The organism is Anaerotignum lactatifermentans, from assembly GCF_014982935.1.
Classification (GTDB): domain Bacteria; phylum Bacillota; class Clostridia; order Lachnospirales; family Anaerotignaceae; genus Anaerotignum; species Anaerotignum lactatifermentans.
On the sequence record NZ_JADCKK010000060.1, the window covers coordinates 1 to 15,557 of the forward strand.

At 47.8% G+C, this 15,557-nt stretch carries 17 protein-coding genes, 1 other RNA gene, 1 pseudogene and 1 riboswitch; of the genes and pseudogenes, 3 read left to right on the plus strand and 16 right to left on the minus strand.

From position 1 onward, the window contains the following. Positions 1 to 181: 181 nt before the first annotated feature. From ffs to INF29_RS11930, 5 genes are all read right to left on the minus strand, one after another. Positions 182 to 447, minus strand: an RNA gene (gene ffs, locus INF29_RS11910) — signal recognition particle sRNA large type. Between the two features lie 112 nt (positions 448 to 559). Further along, positions 560 to 1,063: a tRNA adenosine(34) deaminase TadA gene (gene tadA / locus INF29_RS11915; RefSeq protein WP_087988358.1), complete on the minus strand. Its 504-nt coding sequence runs from the start codon at positions 1,061 to 1,063 to the stop codon at positions 560 to 562. A 17-nt stretch (positions 1,064 to 1,080) separates the two neighbouring features. After that, positions 1,081 to 2,424, minus strand: coding sequence for an FG-GAP repeat domain-containing protein (locus INF29_RS11920; protein WP_191344748.1), 1,344 nt, complete (start codon positions 2,422 to 2,424; stop codon positions 1,081 to 1,083). A gap of 86 nt (positions 2,425 to 2,510) precedes the next feature. Continuing rightward, positions 2,511 to 3,047, minus strand: coding sequence for a spore maturation protein (locus tag INF29_RS11925; RefSeq protein WP_072851692.1), 537 nt, complete (start codon positions 3,045 to 3,047; stop codon positions 2,511 to 2,513). After that, positions 3,035 to 3,625, minus strand: coding sequence for a nucleoside recognition protein (locus tag INF29_RS11930; RefSeq protein ID WP_072851690.1), 591 nt, complete (start codon positions 3,623 to 3,625; stop codon positions 3,035 to 3,037). The genes INF29_RS11925 and INF29_RS11930 overlap by 13 nt, the downstream gene beginning before the upstream one ends. 167 nt (positions 3,626 to 3,792) lie before the next feature. Here INF29_RS11930 and INF29_RS11935 point away from each other — a divergent pair, with 167 nt between their 5' ends. From INF29_RS11935 to INF29_RS11945, 3 genes are all read left to right on the plus strand, one after another. Then, the gene (locus INF29_RS11935) at positions 3,793 to 4,053 is read left to right on the plus strand and encodes an AbrB/MazE/SpoVT family DNA-binding domain-containing protein (RefSeq protein WP_072851688.1); all 261 of its coding nucleotides are present in this window, start codon (positions 3,793 to 3,795) and stop codon (positions 4,051 to 4,053) included. Positions 4,054 to 4,266: 213 nt separating this feature from the next. After that, positions 4,267 to 5,079, plus strand: coding sequence for an AAA family ATPase (locus INF29_RS11940; protein WP_193486800.1), 813 nt, complete (start codon positions 4,267 to 4,269; stop codon positions 5,077 to 5,079). A 12-nt stretch (positions 5,080 to 5,091) separates the two neighbouring features. After that, positions 5,092 to 6,288 (plus strand): vWA domain-containing protein, encoded by a 1,197-nt coding sequence (locus tag INF29_RS11945; protein ID WP_072851684.1) that lies wholly within the window; start codon positions 5,092 to 5,094, stop codon positions 6,286 to 6,288. A gap of 518 nt (positions 6,289 to 6,806) precedes the next feature. Here INF29_RS11945 and INF29_RS11950 read toward each other — a convergent pair. The 11 genes and pseudogenes from INF29_RS11950 to INF29_RS11995 form a co-directional block, all read right to left on the minus strand. Then, on the minus strand, positions 6,807 to 7,442 hold the full coding sequence (locus INF29_RS11950; protein WP_193486802.1) for a CatB-related O-acetyltransferase: 636 nt from the start codon (positions 7,440 to 7,442) through the stop codon (positions 6,807 to 6,809). A 129-nt stretch (positions 7,443 to 7,571) separates the two neighbouring features. Next, positions 7,572 to 7,835: a CD3324 family protein gene (locus INF29_RS11955; protein WP_193486804.1), complete on the minus strand. Its 264-nt coding sequence runs from the start codon at positions 7,833 to 7,835 to the stop codon at positions 7,572 to 7,574. Between the two features lie 163 nt (positions 7,836 to 7,998). Beyond that, positions 7,999 to 8,619, minus strand: coding sequence for a thiamine phosphate synthase (gene thiE, locus INF29_RS15385; protein WP_200777598.1), 621 nt, complete (start codon positions 8,617 to 8,619; stop codon positions 7,999 to 8,001). Between the two features lie 45 nt (positions 8,620 to 8,664). Further along, positions 8,665 to 9,486: pseudogene (gene thiM / locus INF29_RS15390) on the minus strand (hydroxyethylthiazole kinase); the annotation flags it as partial. A 15-nt stretch (positions 9,487 to 9,501) separates the two neighbouring features. Next, on the minus strand, positions 9,502 to 10,017 hold the full coding sequence (gene thiW / locus INF29_RS11965; protein WP_072851680.1) for an energy coupling factor transporter S component ThiW: 516 nt from the start codon (positions 10,015 to 10,017) through the stop codon (positions 9,502 to 9,504). 98 nt (positions 10,018 to 10,115) lie between these two features. Continuing rightward, positions 10,116 to 10,220: riboswitch (TPP riboswitch) on the minus strand. Between the two features lie 241 nt (positions 10,221 to 10,461). Beyond that, positions 10,462 to 11,403 (minus strand): L-lactate dehydrogenase, encoded by a 942-nt coding sequence (locus tag INF29_RS11970; protein ID WP_087988353.1) that lies wholly within the window; start codon positions 11,401 to 11,403, stop codon positions 10,462 to 10,464. A gap of 594 nt (positions 11,404 to 11,997) precedes the next feature. Next, positions 11,998 to 12,312, minus strand: a complete 315-nt coding sequence (gene trxA, locus INF29_RS11975; protein ID WP_072851676.1) for a thioredoxin — start codon at positions 12,310 to 12,312, stop codon at positions 11,998 to 12,000. A gap of 297 nt (positions 12,313 to 12,609) precedes the next feature. Then, the gene (locus INF29_RS11980; RefSeq protein ID WP_193486806.1) at positions 12,610 to 13,416 is read right to left on the minus strand and encodes a hypothetical protein; all 807 of its coding nucleotides are present in this window, start codon (positions 13,414 to 13,416) and stop codon (positions 12,610 to 12,612) included. After that, positions 13,416 to 14,108, minus strand: coding sequence for an ABC transporter ATP-binding protein (locus tag INF29_RS11985; RefSeq protein ID WP_193486808.1), 693 nt, complete (start codon positions 14,106 to 14,108; stop codon positions 13,416 to 13,418). The genes INF29_RS11980 and INF29_RS11985 overlap by 1 nt, the downstream gene beginning before the upstream one ends. After that, positions 14,105 to 14,476, minus strand: coding sequence for a GntR family transcriptional regulator (locus INF29_RS11990; RefSeq protein ID WP_242949240.1), 372 nt, complete (start codon positions 14,474 to 14,476; stop codon positions 14,105 to 14,107). Before INF29_RS11990 ends, INF29_RS11985 begins: the two co-directional genes overlap by 4 nt. 13 nt (positions 14,477 to 14,489) lie before the next feature. Beyond that, positions 14,490 to 15,314, minus strand: coding sequence for a hypothetical protein (locus INF29_RS11995; protein WP_193486810.1), 825 nt, complete (start codon positions 15,312 to 15,314; stop codon positions 14,490 to 14,492). Positions 15,315 to 15,557 lie beyond the last annotated feature (243 nt).

Genomic DNA, 15,557 nt, shown 5'->3' on the forward strand with positions numbered 1-15,557 from the left:
CCTGCTTCTATAATTTTGGTTGCCAGACCATTTTCATTATAACGCAGGAGGTTTCTTTCTTATACTAAAGTATTTTTACCTACCCCCAGTTGAACTGGGGGTTTTGTCATACCTGTTCGGCGTACAATCAAAAAGCCAGAAATTCTTTGACTGAATTTCTGGCTTTATTTTTTATAGGAATCCGTGCATCTGCTGTTGTCACTGCCAACCATGCGTTACCTCCTTCTGAAGCTCCATCCAAGCGACCTTGCGACACACGAGAAGTTGACTGCTTAGTGCTGCTGCCTTCCGACCCTGACACGGTTCACAGGCTCCTGTTGTGCAAGACTTGAACTTCAACGCCCCTTCCAAAGGGCAGACCATTTTTGGACGGCGCCGAAAGCAGACGTCACCCCCACTGTAGCGGATTGTGGGTGCAGGGTACCGCTAATCCCCCGGCTAGCACGGAAATTTTACCGTTTTCAAAAATGCCATTATAGTATACATAACAACGGGCTTTCTGTCAATGGAAAATTCCCCAAAAGGCGTATTTCCGGCAAAAACCCTTGATTTTTCTTTTTTATGCTTCGTTTTCCGGCTGTTTTTCTGCCGTTTCTTCCGCTGCTTTGTTTTTGCGGAATCTGCGGAAAAACCGCTTCATAATCTCGCTGCATTCCGGCTGCAAAAGCCCCTCCTCCACTTCCACCTGATGGTTGAAGCGGGGCTCATTGAGCAAATCCAAAATAGACCCGGCGCAGCCTGCCTTGCTGTTTCTGGTGCCGAATACCACACGGGGAATCCTTGCCTGCACGATAGCGCCGGCACACATGGGACAAGGCTCTACAGTCACATACAATGTGCAGTCCTCCAGCCGCCAATCCCCTACAATGCCTGCTGCCTCGTTGATGACGTCGATTTCCGCATGGCGCAGGGGATTTTTTGCCGTATTGCGCATGTTATGACCGCGGGCAATGATTTCCCCATTCCGCACCATAACGGCGCCAATGGGCACTTCCCCTTCTGCCAGAGCTTTTTCCCCTTCCAGCAGGGCTTCTTTCATATAATACAAATCCTGTTCTGTCATGTTATTTCCTCTTTATGTTATTCCGCAGCCTGTTCTGCCATGCAAAGAGAACCGTTCCGCTCCTCGATGTCTGTCACCAGCCAGTAATCATCCAGCCCGTCGCTGTTCAAATCGTAGGGATAGATGCACTGTCCGTACACAATGTCCTCATTGGAGGAACGCAGACCTTTTTCTGTCAGCAGATAACGGATGGTGGTGCCTGTCATATCGCAGACATAGACTTCTTTCACACCGTCACCGTTCAAATCGCCGCTGGTGATAGGGCCATAAAGGCTTTCCACGCCCAGATGAGTAGACCAGATCTTACGGAAGTTATTGTCGTTTTTCTGATAGAGATATAAATCCATGCCGTCACTCATGAGATATTCTTTCACACCGTTGCCGTCCAGATCGGTGATATGGATGTAATCTACGTTATGTTTCAAACGGGTAAAGCCTGTATTGCTCCAGCCGCCTTCTCCCCGTTCATAATACTGTATGGTCTTATCATCGGAAAGTATGAGCTTGCTGCCTTCTGCTGCCAAAGCGCCGGCATCGCTGGATTCCAGCGGGATTTCCTCAGATGTTTTCTGCATATTGGCATCATAGAACAATATTTTTTCCGAACGGGTGAAAACATGTTCACTCTCGCCGCTGCCTTCCTCGGTGATGCTGGAAAGAACCACTGCCAGTTCGCTGCCTTCTGCGCCGTCAAAGAAAGTTGCCGATGTGGCTTCCAGACCGCTGCCGAATGTCAGTGTCCGCCACAGACGCAGGGCGCCTTTCTGATAACGATAAACCTGTACGGCACCATCCTGCAAAGATGCTGTCAGCACATTGCCGTCCTTATCCTTCCCTGCGGAAAGGAAGCCCTCCTTGGGAAAAGAAGCCGGTGTCATGGAAAAACTGGTGCCCATGCCTTCCCAGTTTTCATAAGACTGGAAATTGCCGTTGGCTTCATAAGGATTCCGGGCATTGAGGCTATACCAGCTGTTATCGTATCCCCCCTGATAACATACGCCCACAAGGCTGCTGCCGGAAAAATAACACATCAACTGACCTGCCGCATCCCCGTTATAATGCATCAGATTGGCAGTGCCCACCACCACTTCTGTGCCGGCATAACTGGTCATATTATGATCCGTTTCCGCACAAGCCGCAAAGAAATCCGCGTTTTCCTCTGTATTTTCTGGAACCACGCCTGCGGCAAATCGCAGACTATCCCCGTCAAAGTCCCAGTAATATTCCTCTGCCACTTCTTCCATCAATTGTGTATATTGCTCCTGCTGAGCGGCTGTCAGTGTAAAGACTGCTTCTTCCTGCCCACAGGCAGAAAGTGTCAGCGCCGCCATGACCACCGCGCAGAGTAAGTGTTTCTTCATGTCTGTCCCTTCCCTCTTTTGCAAGGTTTTTTGCACATAGATATTTTTATTATAAAACACCAGAGGGATTTTTTCAAACCTGTTTTTCAGCCTGCCCCGAAAAGCTGCCCCACCAGAAACAAAGATAAGGCAACCCCCGTGAAGTTTGCCGCAAGGGCGCAGAACAGGGTATGTCTTGTTTTGGTGATACCCACAGAAAGGAAGTACAGGCTCATGGTATAAAACACCGTTTCCGTACAGTACATCATCACCGAAGCAGAACGCCCCAGAAAAGAATCGGGACCATAAGCCGCAAAAATTTCCGTTAAAAGCCCCACTGCCGCCGAGGAGGACACCAGCCGCACCAATGTGAGAGGTGCCAGTTCCGCCGGAAATCCCACCAGATGTTCCAGCGGTGCCAGCAATTTTGTCAAAAGTTCCAGCAGTCCCCCTGCCCGGAGCACTTCCACTGCCACCATAAGCCCCAGCAATGTGGGCAGGATATTCACCACCGTATGTAAGCCCTCTTTCGCCCCTTCCAGAAAAGTTTCGTAGAGATTCACCCGCTTGAGAGAGCCGAAAACCACAATAAACAGCACCGTCACAGGAATGATGAAGTCCGAAAGTACCATCAGAAACCGCAATGTTTTCCCCTCCCTTCCAGTATCTTCGCCAGCAGGATACCCACAAGGGTGGTGCCCAGCGTGGCGGCAATGCCTGCCCCCATAATTTCCGCCGGAGCCGCCGAGCCATATTCCGCCCGATAGGCAAGGATATTCACCGTCACCAGCTGCAAAGAGGACATATTCACCACCAGAAACATACACATGGCATTGCTGGCGCGTCCTGTTTTGCCGTTGAGCTTTGCCAATTCCTCCATAGCAAGAAGCCCTGCCGGCGTGGCTGCCCAGCCAAGCCCCAGAAAGTTCGCCGCAAAATTAGCGGAGATATACCGTCTTGCGGCATGTCCCCTTGGCACCTCAGGAAACAAGAAATCCAGAAAGGGCTCCATTTTTTCCGCCAATGCGTCGATCATGCCGCCTTTTTCTGCGATTTTCAAGATGCCTGACCAGACTGCCACCACCCCAGCCATGGTAAAGGCAAGCTCCACGGCATTCCTGCCGCCATCAATGACCGCGTTTGTCACCAGATCCATCCGTCCCAGAAAAGCCCCCGTCAAAATACCGCCAATGAGGAAAAATCCCCAGATCACATTCAGCATGTTTTCCCCTCCTTCCCTTCTTTCACATCTATGCACGAGCGGGAAAAACTATCCCTTTTTTCCAAAATTTGGGTGAAAAAAGATATTTTTGTTGTATTTTGCATGGATCTGTGTTAATATTCTGTTAAGAAAAAACAGACCGACTGGTCTTACAGGGAGGAAATCAGATGAAATCAACAGGCATCGTTCGTAAAGTAGACGAACTGGGAAGAGTGGTTCTGCCCATCGAGCTGCGTCGAAACATGGGAATCGAAATCAAAGACTCCCTGGAGATCTTCGTGGAAGAAAGCACCATCATTTTGAAAAAGTATGAACCTGCCGATATTTTCACAGGCAGCATGGATGATCTCATTGATTACAAAGGCAAAAAAGTATCCAAACAGTCCATTTTGGAAATGGCAAAATTGGCTGGGCTGGATGTACGCTAAAACAATTCATAATCTAACAGACTAAAAAGCCAGAATTGTATGGAAACACATACAATCCCGGCTTTTTCTGTTTTGCGCAGAATTTTCAAAAAAGCCCTCCTTTTTTCTGTGAAAAACCCTGATTTGCCCCATATAACGGGCTTTTTTCTTGACAAGGTCTGTACTGCTCTCTTACAATATAACCCATAATCTATCTAGGAAAGGTGATAATTCATGTCCGCAACATTTCAAGGAAGCAAAAATTATGTCGCAAGTGAAGAACTCATGCGTTCTGTCAATATTGCCATGGCGCTGCAAAAACCCCTGCTGATCAAAGGGGAACCCGGCACAGGCAAAACCATGCTGGCGGAAGCCATTTCCGAAGCACTGGGCAAAAAACTGGTGATCTGGAACATCAAATCCACCACAAAAGCCCAGGACGGTCTGTACGTTTATGACGTAGTACAGCGTCTGTACGACAGCCAGTTCGGCAACGAAGGCGTAGACGACATCGCAAAATATGTAAAAATGGGCAAGCTGGGGGAAGCTTTCTCCTCTGACGAGCAGGTGATCCTCCTCATCGACGAAATCGACAAAGCCGATCTGGAATTCCCCAACGACCTGCTGTGGGAGCTGGATAAAATGGAATTCTATATCCCTGAAACAAAGGAAACCGTAAAGGCAAAACAGCGTCCCATCGTGATCATCACATCTAACGCGGAAAAAGAACTGCCCGACGCATTCCTGCGCCGCTGCATCTTCCACTACATCGAATTCCCTGACGCGGAACAGATGGAAGAAATCATCAAAGTACACTTTGACAAAGTAGAAGAACATCTGCTGGAACAGGTGCTGGAAACATTCTACTGGATTCGTGGTCTGTACCAGATTCAGAAAAAACCCAGCACATCCGAAGTCATCGACTGGATTCGTGCCCTGCAGCTGAGCGGCGTTGACGTAGACAGAATCCGTCAGGAAGTTCCCTTCGCAGGGGTTCTGCTGAAAAAGAACGAAGACATCGACGTACTGAACCGCTATTTACGATAAGCAGGTGATCCCATGTTTACGGCATTTTTCTATTTACTGCGCTCCAGAGGGCTGAAAGTATCCATGAATGAATGGATGACCCTCATGGAAGCTCTGGACAAAGGTCTGCACCAGTCCTCTTTCACAGGTTTTTACTATCTGTGCCGCAGTGTGCTGGTGAAAAGCGAAGCGGATTTTGACAAATTCGACGGCGCATTTCTGGAATTTTTCAAAGGCGTGGAATTTGAGGGAGAGCTGCCCAAAGAACTCATGGACTGGCTCACAAATCCCAAGGAAAAACCCGGCGACCAGTTCGACATGGAGCGTGCCATGCAGAATGAATGGATTTCTCAGGCGGAAATCCAGAAAATGTTTTTGGAACGACTGGAAGAACAGAAGGAAGAACACAACGGCGGCAGTTATTGGGTAGGCACCGGCGGTGTTTCCGTATTCGGCAACAGCGGTTTCAGCCCCAGAGGCATCCGCGTAGGCGGCGAAGGCGGCAAACGCCGTGCTTTCCAAGTTGCCAGCGAACGGAAATTCCGTGATTTCCGTCAGGACAACACACTGGATACCCGTCAGTTCCAGATGGCTTTCCGCAGACTGCGGCAGTTTTCCGCCAAGGCTGAGGAGGCTAAAACGGAATTTGACATTGACGGCACCATTCGGGAAACTTGTGACAACGCAGGGAAGCTGAAAGTGGTTTACGACCGTCCCCGGAAAAACACCGTCAAAGTATTGCTGCTCATGGACAGCGGCGGTTCCATGGACTATTACAGCCGTCTGTGCTCCATGCTGTTCCAGGCAGTGAGCAAGTCCAACCACTTTAAGGATTTGCAGGTGTTCTATTTCCACAACTGTATCTATTCCAAGATATATACAGACCCGCAGCTGCGTCCAAAATCTGTGATTCCTACGGAATGGATTCTGAAAAATCTCAGCAGCGAATACAAGGTCATCATCGTTGGCGATGCCCAGATGGAGCCTTCCGAGCTCCTTGACCCCAGCTATTACAATTATGGTGCCCGTGACAACATCACCGGCATTGAATGGCTCACCAGATTCCGGGAAAAATATCCCCATCTGGTATGGCTGAACCCTTCGGAACGTCCTTACTGGGGCGGCTGGTGGGCAAAGACCTATGACATCATCCGCAAGGATTTTGATATGTACGACCTGAGCATTGACGGTCTCAACGCCGCACTGAAAAAATTAATGGTCAATCGGTAAGGCAAAACAGCGGGATAACATTCCCTTTGTATCCCAGAGAATCATGGGAAATCTTATCAATTATTTCGGGGGAAGCTATGAAATTCATCATGCGAAAAAAACAAGACTGCTCATAAGCTTCATTGCAGGTGCCGCGACGGATATATATCTGCGTTTCAAGACTGGAGATGAAGGAAATCTCCTTGTCCATTCCGTCGTATTTCTTGGCAGTTTTTTCATCGTTTATTTTTTGCTATATATTTTATGGCGCTTAAAGAAAAAGCATACAAATTGATCTGACAAGGCAGATATAGAATTGCTTGCTGCACATACACACTTCACAACCGTGCGCAGTCATCCTTGTAACAACACCGCAAAACTTCAAAACACCCCTGTTGGAACCGTTGGCGAGCACAAAACAGCAGCTTTCCCTTGATGTTAAGGGAAATTGCGACGCCCGTCTTTATAGGAAAACATATCAAATATAATCAGAAAGCCAAAATCCTTTGTCATCATAAGAATTTTGGCTTTCTTTTTTTCTATGCTTCTTTCAGCTTTTCCACATTTCCTGCCTGAATATCCCAGATATGACGGACAATTTTTTCTTCTTCCCAATCCCACCAGCGCAAATCCTGCAAAACGGCAATGGTTTCTTCCGAAAACCGTTTGCGGATGGGCTTTGCGGGCACACCGCCCACAATGGTATAAGGCGGCACATCTTTGGTGACCACTGCCCTTGTGCCAATGATAGCGCCATCTCCAATGGTGACCCCTGCCAGTATGACAGCTTCATAACCAATCCACACATCATTGCCGATGGTAATATCCCCTTTGTTGTCCCATGCCTCTGTGACCCGTTTCCAATCCAACCCCCAAGCGTCGGCAAATATGGGAAATGGATAGGTGGACAGAGAACCCAAAGCATGGTTGGCACTGTTAAACAGAAACTTTGCCCCACAGGCAATGGAGCAGAATTTCCCGATTTTCAGCTTATCCCCATTGATGGGATATTGGTAAAGGACGTTATGCTTTTCAAATTCTCTGGGGTCATAGACAAAGTCATGGTACATGGTATAATCCCCCACGGAAATGGCAGGGTTCGTGATGGCATTTTTCAGATAGATTGTCCATGTATCGTCAAGACGGGGATACATGGCATCTTTGGTGATTTTCATACAATCGCCTCCTTCTGGATTGATTGTACAAAGCCCTGCTGCTTCTCCGCAATCCACCAAACGCTTCGGCAGTGTTTTGGGTACAAAAAAAGCTGGAACCCATACGATTACAAGGATTCCAGCTTTATCTTATTTCTCTTTCTGATAAATGATTTTACGGATGGCAGACACGGAAAGATGGTATGTTTCTGCCAATGCTTCCAGTGTTGCTCCTGCCTGCTTTTGGCTGCGGATTTCTTCGTTCCGCTGCGCCAATGCCTCACGGCTGCCGCTTTTCTCTCCCCAGCCCTTATGTTCTCTGGCTGGGATATAGACATAGCCGCCTTGGACATACTCCTGCAATATCTGCACCAGTGCAGGAGGCAGCAGGTCTGACGCGTTGATATATTTCATGGTCGGATTCCCCCTTGATATTCAAATCAAGCAGCAAAACCGACTTTCTGCGACATTTCCTCCATGCAACTGTCGCACTTACATCGGTTTTGCATGGAGAACTGCTTTGTTGCGTTTCTGCGTCAATGGACACACAACAATCACTTCCTTTTTTCAAACAGGCTTATTCGCCCAGCATTTCTTCTACTTTTTTCAGCAGCACCTTTGTTGCTTCGCCGGGATGTTCCTTAGCGAAAATAGCGGAGATCACGGAAACGCCGTCGATACCGCTGCCTTTGAGCTGCATGATGTTATTTTCATTGATACCGCCGATGGCAACCACAGGGATAGTAACAGCTTTGCAGATTGCCAGCAGTTCCTCATTTGTCAGGGACTGGGCATCTTTTTTGGTATCAGTATGGAACACTGCACCGACACCGATGTAGTCTGCGCCGCTTTCCTGCGCTTTTACGGCTGTTTCCACAGTGTTTGCGGAAATGCCCAGAATCTTATCGGGACCAATCATAGCTCTCACATCTTTATCTACAATGTCGCTCTGTCCCACATGGACACCATCTGCCCCGCAAGCCAGTGCAATGTCGATGTTATCGTTTACCACAAAAGGTACATGATATTTCTTTGCCAGCTGTGCCAAATCTTTGGCTTCTTCCAGGAATGTTGCTTCATCCAGTTCTTTTTCACGAATCTGCAGGAAAGTTGCCCCTGCTGCCAGCACTTCTTCTGTCACATCATGGAGTGTTCTGCCGTTCAGCCATGCACGGTCTGTGATGGCGTATACTTTCATGGATTCTTTCGTTGCTTTTTCTGCCAATTCCAATTCCTCCAGTCTTGTCCGTTTCTGTAATGTTTCTGCGTCTGTCAAACTGATCTGGTCTACCAGATGGGTGCGGAATGTGAGGGTTCCTGCGCCCTGTGCGTCCGTTTTTTCTCTGGCAATTTCACCGCTGACACCCATAAGGGATACGGCGCATACGGTGGCTTCCAGAATATGATCGGGATTGCCGCCGCAGAAGGCACCCAAAAGGGCTGTGAGCATACAGCCGCTGCCAGTGATGCGGCTCATCATGGCATCGCCGTTTCTCAGGGCAAAGACACGGTCAGCAGAAGCGATGATATCGATGACGCCGGAAATGGCAATGACTGCCCCTGTTTTCCGCGCCAGTTCTCTTGCCATATAACCAAAGGCTTTGTAGTTGTCCTCGGTGATTTTATCTTCTTCTGCCGCGTCAACGCCACGGGTGGAACCTGTGCCCACTGCCAGATGTTTGATTTCGGAGGTATTGCCGCGGATCACGGAGAATTTCACGTTTTCCAGCAGCTTTTTGCCGCCTTCCCGACGCAGTCTGGTAGCGCCTACGGCAACGGGGTCCAGCACCACGGGAACCCCTGCTTCGTTAGCGGCTTTCCCTGCCACCAGCATGGCTTCCACGTCCTCCATGGTGCCCATATTCATCACAAGACACTGTACCACAGAAGCCACTTCTGCCACTTCCTCCACTTCGTGTGCCATGGTGGGAGAAGCTCCTGCTGCCAAAATGATATTGGCGCAGTCATTGACTGTGACGAAGTTGGTGATTGCCTGCACAATGGGTTCTTTTTCCCTTACATTTGCCATCATAGCGGGAAAAGACGCCAGAATATCTGTTTTCATGAAAACGAACCTCCTTTATTTACGGTTGAGTTTTTCCATCATTCTTGCGAACATGCCGGAACGTTTCAAAAGGGTGATGACCAGTACGGCCAGAAAAGCACCCATAGCGGAAGAAGGCACGAATGCCGGCACATAGACCCAAGGGGTCTGCAAGTCCATGCCATAGATGTATTTCATCACCGGATATGCCGCAAATGCGCTCAAAATGCCGGTGCCGAAGATTTCCCCAATGACTGCCATATACAGCTTATGACCGGATTTCCGATACAGGAAACCGGACAGGAACGCGCCGATGACTGCCCCAATGACTGCCAGTGCTGTACGCCCTGTCATCATACGCAGGATACCGGTGATGAGGGCTGCCAAAAATCCCCAGTAAGGTCCTACGAACACCGCTGCCAATACATTGATGAAGTGCTGGAACGGCGCCATATTGGGGAACCATACCACAGAGGACAGGGCAAAGCCCATGCCTGCGAATATTGCCGTTAGTACCATTTTCAACACATGATTATCCTTATTGCCACCCATTTGTTGATGCCTCCTTTTTTCTTCTTCCCAACGAAAGGAGCGCAAACAAAAAAAGGATTTCCTTTTTGGAAATCCTTCGTTTCTGACGCTCTTTGGTGATTTGTGACACCCTGCATTCCCTCCGTTGGCATTATCCAAATCAGGTGTAAAGGTCGAAGTATCCTTCCTCTCAGCCTCCCTTAGAAGCTCCCTTTGCATTCTGGTGTCATTATAGTACGGTTTTTGTCCCTTGTCAACGTCCCCCACGGGCATAAAAAAGGCGGCTATGCCGCCTTTTGGAAAGAGGAATTGCTGTATGGAGATACAGCAAAGTGCCCACTTCATTGGATTTTCGCATGGCAGATATTCCATGCTGTTCTTTGGTACTTTTTTGAATTTTTTTCTTTTGTGTTTCTTTGCTTTGCTTTATCTTTTGTAATGGAGGTTGTATTGAGAAAATGGCAATTACGCTTCTTCGATGTAACCGATATTGGTACGAATTACATCGCAGGAATGCTGAAATGCTGCCATTTCTTCCGGTGTTAATGTTAATTCCAGCACTTCTTCCACGCCGTCTTTGCCGATGACGCAGGGAGTGCTGATATACAGGTCATGCTGACCATACTGACCATTCAGCTGTGTGCTGACGGGCATAACCGCTTTTTCGTCGTGGAATACGCAGAAAACCAGTCGTGCCAATGTGGAGCAGATGCCAAACTCTGTGGCGCCTTTACCAGCGAAGGTGACCCAGCCCCCTTCAATGGTTTCATGGAGCACAGCTTCTTTATCCACTTGATATTTAGGATTTTCTTTTGCCAGCTGGTCCAGCGGTTTGCCATTGACCGTCACATGGGACCATGGTACCATCTGGGAATCGCCATGTTCCCCCATGGTATAAGCCACCAGAGATTTATGGTCAATGCCGGTTTCTCTTGCCAGTACGGTTCTAAGTCTGGCGCTGTCCAGCCCGGTGCCTGTGGCAAATACACGAGATGCCGGGAAGCCGGAAAGTTTCTGTACCTGTCTTGCGATGATGTCGCAGGGATTTGTGATAACGATGAATATGCCGTCAAAACCGGCTTTCACAATGCGGCCCACAAAGCTGTTGACCAGTTCCACAGAATGTTTCAGTTCTGCCAGACGGCTATGGTCTTCGCCCATGATGGTGCCCACACTGATGACAACGATGTCGCAGTCCTTCAGGTCTTCATAAGTGCCGCCTCTGACTTCTACCCGATGGGGCAGATAGGATACGCTGTCCCGCAGGTCCTGACACTCGCTGATGACCTTCTGTTCCTTCACATCTACCAATACCAATTCGTCCACAATGCCTTGGACTGCTAAACTATATGCACAATGGGCGCCTACATGACCGACACCCACGATGCCCACGCTTCTTGTTTTCATATGATTTCCCCCAATGTGCTTTTGTATTTCTCCGAAAGTTTCTTTTTGTATTCTTCCACTCCCTTGGGAGTGGCTCATCTCTTATGGCATATGATTTTCTTTTTTCCTTTGTACACTTCCTTTTCTTTTGTAAAAATAAAAAGGTCCCGGACTGACCGCCCGGAACCACCTGTTTACACCGAAAAAAGACCGAATCTTTTTCCACGCATCGTGTTTTTTTCCATGACAATCAGCACTATTTCTTCACGCGGCACAAAATGACCAGCAGCGCAATGAGAATAGCACCAATGAGCAGGACCTGTTTCATTGTATGGGAAAACGCACGGCTCATGAAAAATCTCCTTCTTTCTGTCTTTGACGATTTGGAATCGTTGGGTAAAAGATACCACTTTCAAAGTCCCAAGTCAATGGAAAGAATGACGCTTGTTTCTATAAAAATACAATATTTTTTGTGTAGTCTGCAAAATAACATTTGTATTTTTTGTATTTTTACCAATACATACAGACGTCAAAACGCACAAGTCCGTCGGTTTTTCCAAAGAAAAAAGAGGACGTCCTCTCTTGTCTGAGAAGATGTCCTCCAATTGGCATTTTTTACACCAGTTTATCCATTTTTTCTTTCAGTACGGAAGCGGGAACTGCGCCGATGATGCTGTCTGCCACCTGACCGTCTTTGAAGAAAATCATGTTAGGCACACTCATAACACGGTATTTCTGTGCCAGATCCATAGCCTGGTCAATGTCTACTTTCACGATTTTTGCTTTATCGCCGTATTCTGCCTGGAGCTGTTCCAGTACGGGACCCATCATCTGGCAGGGACCGCACCATGTAGCGAAAAAGTCCACCAATACAGGTACGTTGCTTTCCATAACTTCTTTCTGGAATGTATCAGATTTTACCATTAACATAATCAATTCCTCCTTACACATCTATTGTTATTGTATCCAAATATTTCTTTTTTATTTCTGATGTCAGTATATCACAGAAAAAAACTCTTTGCAATAAAATTTCTTAAATAATAATCATTATTGGCTTGTTCTGTGACCTGAGGCACATAAAAGAGAAAAATTTTTGCAAAAACAGGTATAAAACCCTTTCTCAGGGACATACTTCATAGCGGAGAGTGTGATCTCTCCCCCAAAGAATCACATTCTTTCTACTTCTTCCCCTTAGGAAAAGGCGGCTGTTTTTGCAGCCGCCTTTTTTTACTGGATAGATGTATATTTTCTTGCCAAAAGAATGGTCACAGCCAGATAGACCACGGACATGACAATGGTGGAGATAGATGCCGGCAGCAAAAAGCTGCGAATGCCCTGGAAAAATAAGTCCAAATCCGCCTTGTCCAATATGGCTGTCATGGTCTGTTCAATATATTCTGTGGACAGAGAGGGGATAAGTTCCATGACCTTTCCTTCTGCAAAACTAATGCCAAAGAAGAAAATCAAGGCAAAAATGCCGTTGCCTTTGCGGATGAAAGGCAGATGCGCCAATGTAATGGCAAGATAGAGGATGGCTACCGTTTCCAGCATACTCAGTATCAGGGAAACAGAAATAAGAATCATAGAACTGCGGATACCATCCATTGCCCAGACTTTTCCCACTTCCGCCCAGAACAGTTCTGTACCAGAGGGTGCAACAGCTCCGTAGAGTATGGAAAAACACAGCAGCGCGCAAAGCACACAGACGATGATGCCCCAAAGAGCAGCCGCTGCGTATTTTCCTGTCACCAGTTCCACAGAGGAAACAGGCAGGCTGAATGTGAGATACCCTTCATTGCCATACATACTTTTCTGATACCGCAGGGCTGTATGGATCAAAAACAGCATCACCAGCACCACAATGGCAACGGTACAGCCAGTAATCAGCAGGGGTGCCTTTACCAGATAGGAAACATCCGTGCCTCTGGTACGGTTCATGACCGTGGCAAAGGCAAAGAGCAGCGCAATGGCGCTTGCCACACCGTAAAGCAGGCTGTTTGCCCGCAATTCCTGTTTCATGACTTTTCCAAACATCAGCGATACACCTCCCTGAAATACTGGTCAACGGACATGCCCGTTTCCGCCCGGATCACATCCACCTGTTCATTCAAAAACACCCGTCCCTGTTTCAGAAAAACAGCCCGGTCAAAAATCTGCTCCACATCGTGTACCAAATGGGTGGAAAGCAAAATGGAGCTATTTTCCGTATACTGGTTCAAAATGGTGGTGAGGATATAATCCCTTGTGGTAGGGTCTACACCGCCCATGGGTTCATCCAGCACAAAGAGCTTTGCTTTTCGGCTCATGACGAATACCAGCTGCAATTTTTCCTGCATCCCTTTGGACATGGTGCCGATTTTCTGCTTGGAATCCAGTTTCAAATCCATGGCCATTTCCATGGCTTTCTTTTCGTCGAAATCCTTATAGAAATCACGGAACATGCCGATGGCACTTTTCACATTCTCGCTTTTGCGGAAGTATGTCCGCTCCGGCAAATAGGAAATGATAGACTTGCTGTGTACGCCGATGGGCTGACCATCCACCAATACACTGCCGTCATAGTTCTGAATCAGACCGCAGAGGATTTTCATGAGGGTGGTTTTCCCTACGCCGTTGGGTCCCAAAAGCCCAATGATTTCTCCTTCTTCCAATGTCAGGTTCAGCCCTGCCAAAACCGTATGATTGCCGTAACGATGCTCCAGATTTTTGATTTCTACCAAACTCATGCCTGTTCCTCTCCCTTCTCGCCCACGACTTTCACATAGGACGCCACTTCCTCCGTGGTGAAGCCGATTTTTTTCATATATGCAAGATATTTCTCTGTTTCTTCCTTTGCGAAAGACTTTCTTTTTTCCACCAAAACCCCTTCCTCCTTCGTCAGAAAACGACCGCTGGTGCGTTCTGTATAGACCAGACCTTCCCGCTCCATTTCCGCCATCGCCCGCTGCATGGTGTTGGGGTTGACGCCGAATTCCGCCGCCAGTTCCCTGACAGGAGGAATCTTCTCCCCGGGCTTTATGGCACCGGATAAGGCACGCAGGGTCATTTCCTTCACAATCTGCAAATAAATGGGTAAACCGTTATCAAACTGCACGGAATCACCTTCCTTAACCTAAATAATCCAATTTCTTTTCTGCCAGATACACCATCAGTGCTCCATAAATGAGTATCCGCAATACCATGGCAATGGGAATCAATGCAATGAAACCAAACACCGCAATGCCTTTTGTCAAAAGGAACGGCATTGCCATGAGGAAAAAGCTGATGGGAACACCGAATACCACCATTGCCAGCACATTAAACAGAGGCTCGATGATGAAGAAAATTACCAGCGCAACCGCTGTCCCCCACAAATAGGGATGTTTCTGAAAACGAGGCAAACGCCCTGCCATGAGGGCAAAGCACAGGGCATATAAACTGCCTACCGCCATGAGAATCTGCGAAAGCACCATAAACGCTACTATCCCGATGCCCGCAGCCATGCCTTCTGAAGAAAAACTGCCCATGCCATAAGGAGCCTGCAAAAGCAGCATCAACGCCAGCCACACAATGCCCAGAAGTACCAGCACCATCCCCCAGACCAATGGCGCCAGCAGTTTTCCAGCTAGAATCTCCCGCCGCTTCACCGGCAGTGTCATCCAGAAAACGCCTTCTCCGCCAAACATACCACGGTCAAAGCGGTACAGGGTATACACCACATAAAACACCATGGCGGCAATCCACAGGACATACATCCCCAAAATGGAACAGATGGAAAGGGCACTCCGCACATCAAATTCTTCTGGTGTGCCGGAAAAAGTATCCCCCGGATATAAGGCAGTCTGCCCCATGACCACAAGGCTCAGAATCCCTGCCGCCAGCAAAATGGCAAACATGATGAAATACACCTTTCGCGTTTCCTGCAATTCCGCTTTACAAATTTTCCTCCACATGTCATTCTCCCCCTTCTGTATGATTGTATTAACTTACTAATACAATAGTACGAAAAGAAGGGACTGTCAATGGCTTACCTGTAATCTTAAACATGTCTTAAAAAACTTTTTTCGCCCATAAAAACCTGCTAACAAAAGTCAAGACCTTTTCGCAGGTTTTTTAAATGTTCTCAACTAAATAAAAATTCCACGACAATTAGACCGGCTCAAAATCCGGTCTGTTGTTTTCTTGGGTTTATTTTC